The organism is Azospirillum sp. TSH20, assembly GCF_003115935.1.
GTDB lineage: Bacteria > Pseudomonadota > Alphaproteobacteria > Azospirillales > Azospirillaceae > Azospirillum.
This window is the reverse complement of sequence record NZ_LGQU01000124.1, coordinates 26,061-36,012: the sequence shown is the minus strand read 5'-3', so window position 1 is coordinate 36,012 and position 9,952 is coordinate 26,061. Positions and strand designations below refer to the sequence as shown.

Below are 9,952 nucleotides of genomic sequence, written 5' to 3'. Positions count from 1 at the left end.
GATGGCCGCCGGTCACCGAGACGGCGTCCACCGTCTCGGTGCGCAACTCGTCTGCGAACTGGCGGAGCTGTTCGGGCTTGAGGGCCCGTAGATCACGGAGGCTGCGAACTCGATCCAGAATTGGGGTCTTTGAAATTTTTGCCATTCTCATTGGCTCACAGTGGCGTCTTTTAGGATCTGCTGATCCCAATAGAATGCAATCTGCGTACAAGAGCGGTGCGTAATGGTCGATCCTGTTACGGTAACGAAAGGGTTTCCGCTGGTGGTGCGTACATCATTGGCTGACCTATGAAACTGAACGGGACCTATTGTTTCGAATACCTCAGGTGATTGTGGCGTAACCATTGGCCTGCAGTGCACCCTTCCAGCTGGCGAGTTGGCGCTGCAAATGCTCGTCGTTGCGGTCGGGCGTGTAGCGGTAGAACACGGCCAGAGGTGCGGTGTGGGGACAGGTTCAGTCGTCGTGCACATAGACCCACAACCGTCCGGCGCTGGTCTTGCTGGCGCCCGGGGGGGAGCACCGATACCGGGGTGCCGTCGACGTGCAGCTTGCCCGCCACCAGTACACTGGCGATGATGCGCTCGGCCAGCGGCTTCAGCAACGTTGCAGTGCGGCCGAGCCACCCGGTCAAACGTCGAGCGCGGCAGGTCCACCCCTTCGCGCGTGAAGCATCGATGTCGATGATCCGTTGACGGGTGCAGCCAGGCGGTTCGGCATCAAAAGGTCGAATTCAGCAGGTGACCGGCTCAAGATGGCAGAATAAATGTGAATTATATCAGGGTATTTACTGGCGTTATGACGGGTGTACGTCAGCGTTGGAATTGTGGGGCAATTCGGCTTGTCGCGGCTCCGGTTGCGTATTGGGAAAACCCACGTACACCGCAGGACCTTAAGGCCTCCCGTCCTCCATGCTCGCTTCATAATCGGCAAAGTCGAGCTTATGGCGTATTCGGTAAAGGCCGCATCCTGCCCCCGCAACCAGAATTCACACAACGCCCCGTTCCGCAAGGAGCGGGGCGTTCGTGCATTTGAAAATTGAGTTCGTCTGGTTCGGCCTTCATCGATACTGTTCGGCGGGATAGCGCCGCGAGGGTATCCCGAGACACGCGCCGCAGGGCTTCGGCTGCTCAGGCCGACGGATCTGCACCCGTTGCCTGCGTCGCGGCGGAGACAAGAGATGCTCTCATTTGCTCCAGAACTTCGCCAACCCCGTCCTCTCCGACAGCAATGGCATGCCGGTCGACCATCCATGCCGGATCGTTGCAAGCGAGCCAAGTGCGGCCAGCGTCGGAGCGCCAAACCAATGCTTTCATTGGAAGATCGATGGCGAGCGTCGGGACCGCTTCCATCAGGGGCGTACCCGCAGCCGGGTTGCCGAAGATCAGCACCAGGGTTGGGCGCAGGTGGAGGCCCATTCGGGACGCGGCGGCGGCATGATCGATGCGGGCGACCACGGTCATACCGAGACCAGCGACCGCCGATGCCATGCGTTCCGCCGTCTCGCTGGGGCTGTGGGGGCTTGGGAAAACCATCAATCCTTCGGCCACCGCATCGACGATGGCGGCATTGTGCGATGCGCTCATTTCGGTTGCTCCTGGGTCGCTCATTTCAACAGGACCGGACCGGCGTCGAACCTGACGCGCAGTGGCTGGTGGGAAGGATGTCGCTCGGCCTTGTTCCAATGTGGATGGGTGTGCGTGCCGGGATGCCTCCCGGCTGGGTTGCCCGACTATCCCCATCAAGCGCTTGGCGATCTTGTGAAAATCCCCCGTCGATTTGAACGAAAGCCGGATGCCGCGACCTGATCGGTATCGAAACTGTGCAGTGTTCAAATCAGCGACGCCCTGTCCAAGACGATCCTGACCTGGATGGGCAGCATCGCCGCCACGGTTCCTGAAGAGGGACCATGACGCTCGGTTCGCCTTCGGGAACGGAGCCGGCGGAGTTTCCCCGCGCCGCCGGCTGATCGCGCCGGACAGGGCTCCCTTCCCCGGCGCCCTGTCCGGCCCGCGATCCCTTGCAAACTCTCAAGTCGGCCAGCCCGTGGCCCTGTCGAAAAGGAGGCTCGCGTGAAACGACAAGCTGAACCGGCCGGAACGGCGCCGCTGCCCGGCATCGTGATGGCGCTTGGCGAGGAGCCGGCTTTCCGGCCCGGCGACGCCGTCCGCATCCTCACCCGAAGCCCCATCGGCCATTACGGGGTGCCCGCCTACCTGCGCGGCAAGACCGGCACGATCGAAGCCGTCATCGAACCCGCCGCCATCGACAACGAGCAGGAAGCCTACGGCCGCAATGCCGGCGCCAGGCGACATTATTACCGGGTCGCGATCCCGCTGATCGACGTTTGGCCCGACTATGCCGGTCCGGAAAAGGACGGCCTGCGCATCGAGATTTACGAGACTTGGCTGGAAAGGGCCTGACCCGATGACCGACCCAGATCACGGCCACCAACACGGCCATCAGCATGAGCATGCCCATCCGCATGCCCCCGTCGGACAGGAAGGCCCGCCCGGCTACTACGAGATCATGGAAACCGCGGTGCGCGAACTGCTGGTCGAACGCGGGATGATCGGTCCCGACGAGATCCGCCGGCAGATCGAGGTTCTGGATTCCCGTAACCCGGCGCTGGGGGCCAAGGTCGTCGCCCGCGCCTGGGTGGATGCGGAATTCCGCCACCGCCTTCTTACCGATGGACGGGCGGCGTGCGAGGAACTGGGCATCAGCTTCTATGACGACACCCGGCTGATCGTGCTGGAGAACACCGCCACGGTGCACAACCTGATCGTCTGCACCCTGTGTTCCTGCTACCCGCGCCCGGTGCTGGGGCTGCCGCCGGATTGGTACAAGCTGAAGGCCTACCGTGCCCGTGCGGTGGTGGAGCCGCGGGCGGTGCTGGCCGAATTCGGGACCGTCATTCCTGAAGACGTCGAAATCCGCGTCAGCGATTCCACCGCCATGGTCCGCTACCTCGTCCTGCCGCGCCGGCCGGACGGGACGGACGGCATGGATGAAGAAAGTCTGGCGGCGCTGGTGACCAGGGACGCCATGATCGGCGTGGTCCCGGTGGCCGCTCCCACGGGGAGGACGGTGCAATGAGCGGTGGCGAACAGCTGGTCAGGCGTCTGCCCAACGACATCGGCGGCCTGTCCGCCGGACCGATCGAGCAGGTCGAGCATGAGTTGGAGCCGTGGGAGAAGCGCTGCCACGCGCTGGCCGACGTGCTCGACTTCCGCAAGATCATCAACACCGAAGAGAAGCGCCGCGGCGTCGAGGCGCTGGGGTCGGAGATGGTCGGCGCGCTCGGCTATTACGAGCGCTGGATCGTCGCCTTCTCCAACATCCTTTTTCAAAAAGGGCTGCTGACGCCGGAGGATCTGGCCCGCAAGATGGACGAGGTCGCGGCGCGTCACCCCATTCCTCAGCCCATCCTGCAGCCATGAGCGCGGTCCAGTCGGCCGATCTCGCGACCTGCTTCGTCGAGCGCGATCCGCAGGTTGCGCTGGCCGCCTTCCTGGTGACTTCCATCGTATATCCGAAAAGGTCGCTTTCGCTTGGCGGCGCGGTCCCCAACACCGTCAAAGGAGAAGCGTCATGATCCTGCTTCCCGCACCGCCCGCCGTCTTCGGGCAAACCGGTCTGAAAGCCCGGCTCGTCCTGGTGTCCGCGGCCGTTCTGCTGCTGAACGGCGGCGGCTGGCTTGGCGCCTGCCTGTCCTTCGGCGGCGATCCGGCGTTGTTCGCCATGGCGCTGCTGGTCTATGGGCTTGGCATGCGCCATGGGCTGGATGCCGACCACATTGCCGCCATCGACAATGTCACGCGCAAGCTGATGCAGGAGGGAGAGCGCCCGGTCGCAGTCGGCTTCTTCTTCGCGCTCGGTCATTCGGCGCTGGTGGTCCTGGTGGCCGCGGCGGTCGGCGCCACCGCCGGCTCGTTGGAGCTGTTCCGCGGCGTGCAGGAGGTCGGCGGCTTTCTGGGCACCGGCATCTCGGCGCTGTTCCTGCTGACCGTGGCGCTGCTCAACATCCTGGTGTTCCGTTCGGTCTATCGTGCCTATCGAACATTGCGTGCCGGCGGTTCTCCGGATCAGGCGGAACTGGACCGCATGATGGGCGGGCAAGGGCTGCTGGCAAGGCTTCTCCGTCCGCTGTTCGGGTTGATCGGCCAGAGCTGGCACATGGCTCCGCTCGGCTTGCTGTTCGGCCTGGGCTTCGACACGGCGACGGAGATCGCGGTGTTCGGGCTGTCCGCCGCGCAGGCGGTCAACGGGCTGCCCTTCGCGACGATCCTGGTGTTTCCCCTGCTGTTCGCCGCTGGCATGTTGCTGGTCGATACCGCCGACGGGCTGCTGATGCTGGGGGCCTATCGCTGGGCAACCGCCCGTCCCACCCGCCGGCTGCGCTACAACATGGGCGTCACGCTGCTGTCCGCCCTTCTCGCCGGCTTTATCGGCGGAACCGAGATGCTGGGCCTGATCGGCGAGCATTTTGGCTTCGACGGCGGGCTTTGGAGCCTCTTGGGCCTGCTGAAGGACGTGTCCGACCGGCTGGGTTTCCTCATCGTCGTCCTGTTCGCCGTCGCCTGGGCGGTCGCCTTTGGCCTGCACAGGTCGCGTGCGGCGTCGGCGGTCCTGAAAGGCGACGCCTGAGCACGCCCGTCCGTCATCCTCTCCTCAAGATTTCATCCCCTGCAAAGAAGGAGTTCACCATGGCCACCCGGATTCCGGCCGCCTACGCCGACCCCGCGTCCCCTGCGCTGCCGAAGGGCGGGATGGTCCTCGACCTCGCCCGGACCGCTCTCGTCATCACCGACCCGCAGATCGATTTCCTCAGCCCGCAGGGCGCGGCCTGGGGGGCCTTCGGCGAGAGCATCACCGAGCACGGAACCGTGGGCAACATCGGCCGGCTGCTGGTCGCCGCCAAGGCAGCCGGTATCCCGGTGGTGATTTCGCCGCACTATTATTACCCGCACGACCATGACTGGGACCATGCCGCGCCCGGCGAGGTGTTGATGCACAGGCTGCGCATGTTCGACCGCCGCGACCCGCTGTCGCTCGAGGGCTTCGCCGGGTCGGGTGCCGACTGGATGCCCGAATACCACGACCTGATCCAGGACGGGCGGACCATCGTCTGTTCGCCCCACAAGATCGCCGGCCCGCAGACCAACGACGTGCTGTTCCAATTGCGCAAGAAGCGGGTGGATCAGGTCATCCTGGCGGGCATGGCCGCCAATTTCTGCGTGGAATCGCATCTGCGCGATTTCGTCGAGCATGGCTTCGAGGTCGCCGTCGTGCGCGACGCCACCGCCGCCAGCAAGCTGCCCGAAGGCGACGGCTATCTCGCGGCCCTGATCAACTTCCGCTGGCTGGCCAATGCCCTGTGGAGCACCGACGAGACCGTCGAGCGGCTGGGCGTGTCCGGTGCCGTCAATGCCGGCGGCCGGCGGGGCTAAAGTTCGATCGGTCCCGCCGCACTGGCTTCGCCGAGCGGATGGACCACCTTGCGGCTGCTGGTGGCGCCATCGCAGCGGTCGGAGGCGCTACGGGATCAGGTCGCAACCCCATTCAAGGGCGGGATGGGGTGAGGCGCGGCACCAGCAGCCGGCGGAGCCCCGCCACCCCGGCATAGAGCACGAGCCCCAGCAAACAGAGCTGCAGGACGATGGCGAACATCTGTGCCGTCTCAAAGGAATTGATCCGGCTGACCAGCAGGTATCCCAGCCCGGAGCTTCCCGATATGAACTCCGCCACGACGGTGCCGACGAGGGCCAGGACGATGCCCACCTCCAGGCCGGTGACGATGAAGGGCAGGGCATAGGGAAGCTCCAGGCGACGGAGCAGCTGGAAGCGGCTGGCGTCGAAGGAGGTCATCACGTCGCGCAACCCTTCCGGCACCGACCGGATGCCGAGCAGCGTGTTCATCATGATCGGGTAGAAGGGCAGGATGGCGGAGGTGAGGATCTTCGGGCCCAGGCCGAATCCCATCCACACCACGAACAGCGGAATCAGCGCCACCTTCGGAAGCACCTGGAAGGCAACGATGAAGGGCTTCGCCAAGCGCTCCAGCGTCGGCGACAGCGAGAGCAGGATGCCCGCGGCCATACCGAGGACGGTCGCCAGGAGGAATCCGGCCACGGAGCCGGCGAAGGTCATGGCCGTGTGGCTCCAGGCCCGCCCGCTGAGCATCAGCGCCACCCACTCCTCCAGCACCGGCCGGGGGGCGGGTAGGATGAAGGGGGAGACGCCCCGGGCGGTGACGAATCCGTGCCAAGCCAGCAGCCCAGCCGCCAGCAGGCATGGCGTGACTAGCCACGGCAGCCAGACCGCATCGCGCAACCGCACCTTCTTCATGGTTGCCCCATCAGTCCGGCCAATCGTTCGTGCAGATCGCGCACCATCCGCTGGAACTCCGGCGAATAGGTGAGATCGCGGGTGCGCGGCCTTGGAAAAGGCACGCCGATCACACTGTCGACGCGCCCCGGTCCCGGCGAGAACAGGACGATCCGGTCGGCCAGAAAAGCCGCCTCCGCCATTGAATGCGTCACCAGGACGATTGTCTTGCGGGTCGCGAGCCAGAGCGACTGAAGCTCCATGTTCAAGGCCTCGCGGGAGATCGCGTCGAGTGCCGCGAAGGGCTCGTCCATCAGCAGCACATCGGGATCGTAGGACAGTGCCCGCGCAATGGCCACCCGCTGGCGCATGCCGCCGGAAATCTCGTGAGGCATGCGGGCGCCGATGTCGGCGGCGCCGACCAGCGCCAGCATCGCCCGCGCGGCGGACAGCCGCTCCGTGCGCGGCAGCCGCCCACGCAAATCCAGCGGCAGCAGCACATTCTCCTCCACCGACAGCCAGGGGAACAGGGAGGATTCCTGGAAAACAAGCCCCAGTCGGGACCGGAGTTCCTTCCGGCAGCGACCCTTGTGCCACAGGGGGCTTCCGGCAATGGCGATGGTCCCGAAGCTCGGTTCCAGCAGTCCGCTGATCATGCGCAGGAGGGTGGTCTTGCCGCAGCCCGACGGCCCGAGAAACACGACGAACTCGCCGTCGGCGATCGACAGGCTGCTGGGCAGGAGCGCCGGCGCCGTTCCGTCGCCGATATCGAAGCTCTTGCCGATCCCTGTCAAGGCGATCAGGGCCGGCCGCCCGCTGCTGCCGCCGATCCCGGTCACAGCGCGTCGATGAACCGGTTGGTGTAAAGTTCCTCCTGCTTCAGGTTGGGCGGCGCGAACCCGCAGGAAACCATGAGGTCGTAGGCGCTTTGCCAGCGCTTCGGCACGTTGCGCAGAAGGTTTTGCCGGCCGTCCGCCAGCAGGAAGGCTATGTTCTCCTTGTAAATGGCGGCGGCAAGCTCCTGATTCCGGGCTTCGGCCATGTCGTAGCGCTCCATGGCCTTCAGTGCATCGGCGATGGCGACCTTGCCGTCGACCAGGTCGAGCAGTGCGGTGCGGACGGCGCGAAGGTAGCGCTGGATCAATGGCTGATGCCGCTCGATCACGTCGCGTTTGCCGGAGTAGCAGAAGCCCGGCGTCGGGGCGACCGTGTCCGTGTTCCATAGGTGAACGGGCTGGCCGCTCTTCCGCAATGCGACCGCGATGCTGGCAGTAACGAGATAGGCGTCGATCCGGCCCTGGCGGATCAGATCGACCCCAGCCGGCGAGTTGCCCACGACCACCCGCTGGACGCCGGCGCGATCCACGCCGCGGGCAGCCAGCATGATGTCGAGCAGCGTTTCCGTGGTGCCGCCGACCGATTGGATGCCGATGGTCCGGTTCACCATGTCCTGCGGCCCGGTCACCGGCTTGTCCTGCAAGCTCACCACGAACCAGGGAGACGTCTGCTGTACCGTGCCGATGGCGACGAGATCACGGCCCGCCGGCTGCCCGCTTGCCCGGATGTGATCGACGGCCCCGATGCGGGCGATCGTTGCGTTTCCGCCCATGACCTGCTGCAACGCCATGGAGGAGCCGCGACCTTCCTCGATGCTGACCCGCAGCCCTTCCCGCTCGAAATATCCGGCGGCCTGCGTGAACAGGACATCGATGAAGGCCAGGATGAACTGATTGGGCAGCACGATGGACAGGGCATCCTGGGCCTGTCCCCCCAGTGGCCTTACCGTGGCCAGGAACATGCCCGCCGCAGAGGCCGCCAGCACAGTCCGTCGCTTCACCGTCATGGTCGATTCCATCATTCAAATCAAAGGCTACGGGCCTGCCACATATCCGTCGGGAGCCCGATGGAATTTGCATACAACGGAATATTGCGGAGCTTCGGCCTGATTGCCAAGCTCCTTCGGAAGCATGGGAACCATGGCGCTGATGCGCGTAAAGGGGCAGTGGCCTTTACAACGCTTTACTCGCTTACAGACCACCGCCCGGCCACACTCTCCTCAGAACAACTCAGACAGGAGCAGGGGCCATGGCTCACCTTTCCGCCCATGACGATGGTGCGTCGTCGATGTCGTCGCACCAGCGGTGGCCCGAAGCCGAAGCCTTCGTGATGCAACCGCACGCATTCGGCGAGTTGGAGATCAACACCTACGTCTCCTACGTCAGGACTCTCGTCAACGCCGTCACTTCCATCCGGTTGGCTTCGGACGCCCGGCGGCGCTGGACTGAACGCAATGGTGCGGCCTGCCCCGACGCGGAGAAGATGTCCCAGCTGATCGAGGCCGAGATGGACCGCGCCGACGACATGGCGCACCGCATCGTCGAACTGGTGGCGTCCGTGCGCGCGGCGTCCGCCCCACCGTCGCCTTCAAAGCGCGCCAATGCGGCTCCGATCTCCGCCTTCCGCTCGGCCCCGGGGCTGAGGACGGTGCAAAGTGACAGGCAGGTCCGGGTCCGGCATGGCTGAGAATGGCAGGGCTGAGCTTGGCAAGGTGGAGTTCAATTGGCCTGTGTTCGGCGTGATTGAAGCTCCGGCGTCCGGCCGCGCTGCGATGCGGATTTGATCCGGTGGAAGGTACCGGAATGGAAAAGCTTTTTCTCCCAGTCAACATCGGTGCGCTCGATCTCGCCCATCGCGTCGTCATATCGGCGGCGACCGATCGCAGGCGGATCGGAGAGAGCCACTCGGCGGCCTATTGCGGCGCCTGCGTCCGGCATGTCTCGCCCGGTGGGCTGGTCATAACGCCTCCTGTCGCGGTTTCTGCAACGGCGGCGTCGGCCTCCGTGCCGGATGGGTTCGACACGCCTGGGACGGCTGCGACCTGGGCTGCGGCAATCAGCCTGGCCCATGCCAGGAAAGCCAAGGTCGTGGCGCGGCTGTGCCACCCGGGATATGCCCCTTTTCGGGCCGCCACCCTGCCCGGCACCGGCATCGACGAAGTCATCGCGGGTTTCCGCCGCGCGGCGGAGCGGGCCAGGCACCTTGGGTTCGATGGCGTGGAACTCGACGCGGCCGACGGCTCGCTTCCCGACCAGTTTCTTCAGGACGGGGTGAACCGGCGGACGGACCGGTATGGCGGCTCCATCCAGAACCGGTTGAACTTCCTCTGCGAGCTTGTCGATGCGGTAACCGGCGTCTGGACGGCGGAGCGGGTCGGTGTCCGCCTGTCGCCGTTCGGCCAATTCCGCGGCATGTCGGATTCGGATCCCGTCACGCTGTTCACCATGCTTCTGACGACGTTGGCCGGGCAGGAGCTTCCCTTCGTACACCTTGTCCGCACCGCTGCGGATGGGGCTCCGCTCGGCCATCTGCCCTATGAGGATCGCAGCGCCGCCGCCCGGATTCGTGCGGCCTTTCCCTCCGCGATCATCGTCTCCGGTGACTTCACCCGGCGGCGCGCGGTGGAACTGGTGAGAAGCCGCTGGGCCGACGCCATCGGGGTCGAAGCCGGCATGGTGGAGGATGGCGCCGATGGTCGTTGATGGCCGGTGCGCACGCGTCCTGTTGCGCCGTCCCACGCCACGTTATGATGCGTTGACCTATGGTATAGCATACGTATGATGATGA

13 protein-coding genes are annotated in these 9,952 nt (G+C 65.2%); 8 read left to right on the top strand and 5 right to left on the bottom strand.

The features are described 5' to 3' along the window. Both TSH20_RS29395 and TSH20_RS35135 read right to left on the bottom strand, forming a co-directional pair. On the bottom strand, positions 1-145 hold a 145-nt coding region (locus TSH20_RS29395; RefSeq protein ID WP_146207498.1), incomplete at its 3' end, for a 1-deoxy-D-xylulose-5-phosphate synthase N-terminal domain-containing protein. A 983-nt stretch (positions 146-1,128) separates the two neighbouring features. Then, positions 1,129-1,584: a DUF302 domain-containing protein gene (locus TSH20_RS35135; RefSeq protein WP_158282090.1), complete on the bottom strand. Its 456-nt coding sequence runs from the start codon at positions 1,582-1,584 to the stop codon at positions 1,129-1,131. Between the two features lie 486 nt (positions 1,585-2,070). Between TSH20_RS35135 and TSH20_RS29380 the strand changes: the two genes are divergently transcribed. The 6 genes from TSH20_RS29380 to TSH20_RS29360 are packed head-to-tail and all read left to right on the top strand — an operon-like array spanning position 2,071 to position 5,451. Continuing rightward, a complete protein-coding gene (locus TSH20_RS29380) occupies positions 2,071-2,421 on the top strand; it encodes an SH3-like domain-containing protein (protein WP_199232059.1) in 351 nt (116 codons plus the stop codon). 4 nt (positions 2,422-2,425) lie between these two features. After that, positions 2,426-3,097, top strand: a complete 672-nt coding sequence (gene nthA, locus TSH20_RS29375; RefSeq protein ID WP_109156910.1) for a nitrile hydratase subunit alpha — start codon at positions 2,426-2,428, stop codon at positions 3,095-3,097. Next, a complete protein-coding gene (locus tag TSH20_RS29370) occupies positions 3,094-3,441 on the top strand; it encodes an SH3-like domain-containing protein (RefSeq protein ID WP_109156909.1) in 348 nt (115 codons plus the stop codon). The genes nthA and TSH20_RS29370 overlap by 4 nt, the downstream gene beginning before the upstream one ends. Then, positions 3,438-3,596, top strand: a complete 159-nt coding sequence (locus TSH20_RS35130) for a hypothetical protein (protein ID WP_158282089.1) — start codon at positions 3,438-3,440, stop codon at positions 3,594-3,596. Before TSH20_RS29370 ends, TSH20_RS35130 begins: the two co-directional genes overlap by 4 nt. Beyond that, on the top strand, positions 3,593-4,648 hold the full coding sequence (locus TSH20_RS29365; protein WP_109156908.1) for a HoxN/HupN/NixA family nickel/cobalt transporter: 1,056 nt from the start codon (positions 3,593-3,595) through the stop codon (positions 4,646-4,648). Before TSH20_RS35130 ends, TSH20_RS29365 begins: the two co-directional genes overlap by 4 nt. Before the next feature lie 59 nt (positions 4,649-4,707). Continuing rightward, the gene (locus TSH20_RS29360) at positions 4,708-5,451 is read left to right on the top strand and encodes a cysteine hydrolase (RefSeq protein WP_109156907.1); all 744 of its coding nucleotides are present in this window, start codon (positions 4,708-4,710) and stop codon (positions 5,449-5,451) included. Positions 5,452-5,563: 112 nt separating this feature from the next. On the opposite strand, the gene TSH20_RS29355 is transcribed toward TSH20_RS29360, so the two are convergent. The 3 genes from TSH20_RS29355 to TSH20_RS29345 are packed head-to-tail and all read right to left on the bottom strand — an operon-like array spanning position 5,564 to position 8,171. After that, positions 5,564-6,349 carry an ABC transporter permease gene (locus TSH20_RS29355; RefSeq protein ID WP_109156906.1) on the bottom strand — a complete coding sequence of 262 codons (786 nt, stop codon included), beginning with the start codon at positions 6,347-6,349 and terminating at the stop codon, positions 5,564-5,566. Continuing rightward, positions 6,346-7,167: an ABC transporter ATP-binding protein gene (locus TSH20_RS29350; protein ID WP_158282088.1), complete on the bottom strand. Its 822-nt coding sequence runs from the start codon at positions 7,165-7,167 to the stop codon at positions 6,346-6,348. The genes TSH20_RS29355 and TSH20_RS29350 overlap by 4 nt, the downstream gene beginning before the upstream one ends. Beyond that, on the bottom strand, positions 7,164-8,171 hold the full coding sequence (locus tag TSH20_RS29345; RefSeq protein WP_158282087.1) for an ABC transporter substrate-binding protein: 1,008 nt from the start codon (positions 8,169-8,171) through the stop codon (positions 7,164-7,166). The genes TSH20_RS29350 and TSH20_RS29345 overlap by 4 nt, the downstream gene beginning before the upstream one ends. A gap of 242 nt (positions 8,172-8,413) precedes the next feature. Between TSH20_RS29345 and TSH20_RS29340 the strand changes: the two genes are divergently transcribed. Further along, positions 8,414-8,851 (top strand): hypothetical protein, encoded by a 438-nt coding sequence (locus TSH20_RS29340; RefSeq protein ID WP_109156904.1) that lies wholly within the window; start codon positions 8,414-8,416, stop codon positions 8,849-8,851. A 116-nt stretch (positions 8,852-8,967) separates the two neighbouring features. Next, positions 8,968-9,867 (top strand): hypothetical protein, encoded by a 900-nt coding sequence (locus TSH20_RS29335; RefSeq protein ID WP_109156903.1) that lies wholly within the window; start codon positions 8,968-8,970, stop codon positions 9,865-9,867. Positions 9,868-9,952: the final 85 nt, after the last annotated feature.

Bases quoted from the DNA above. Each gene is read 5' to 3' on its own strand.
- TSH20_RS35135 (WP_158282090.1), bottom strand. From the start codon at position 1,584: ATGAGCGCATCGCACAATGCCGCCATCGTCGATGCGGTGGCCGAAGGA.
- nthA (WP_109156910.1), top strand. From the start codon at position 2,426: ATGACCGACCCAGATCACGGCCACCAACACGGCCATCAGCATGAGCAT.
- TSH20_RS29370 (WP_109156909.1), top strand. From the start codon at position 3,094: ATGAGCGGTGGCGAACAGCTGGTCAGGCGTCTGCCCAACGACATCGGC.
- TSH20_RS35130 (WP_158282089.1), top strand. From the start codon at position 3,438: ATGAGCGCGGTCCAGTCGGCCGATCTCGCGACCTGCTTCGTCGAGCGC.
- TSH20_RS29365 (WP_109156908.1), top strand. From the start codon at position 3,593: ATGATCCTGCTTCCCGCACCGCCCGCCGTCTTCGGGCAAACCGGTCTG.
- TSH20_RS29360 (WP_109156907.1), top strand. From the start codon at position 4,708: ATGGCCACCCGGATTCCGGCCGCCTACGCCGACCCCGCGTCCCCTGCG.
- TSH20_RS29355 (WP_109156906.1), bottom strand. From the start codon at position 6,349: ATGAAGAAGGTGCGGTTGCGCGATGCGGTCTGGCTGCCGTGGCTAGTC.
- TSH20_RS29345 (WP_158282087.1), bottom strand. From the start codon at position 8,171: ATGACGGTGAAGCGACGGACTGTGCTGGCGGCCTCTGCGGCGGGCATG.
- TSH20_RS29340 (WP_109156904.1), top strand. From the start codon at position 8,414: ATGGCTCACCTTTCCGCCCATGACGATGGTGCGTCGTCGATGTCGTCG.
- TSH20_RS29335 (WP_109156903.1), top strand. From the start codon at position 8,968: ATGGAAAAGCTTTTTCTCCCAGTCAACATCGGTGCGCTCGATCTCGCC.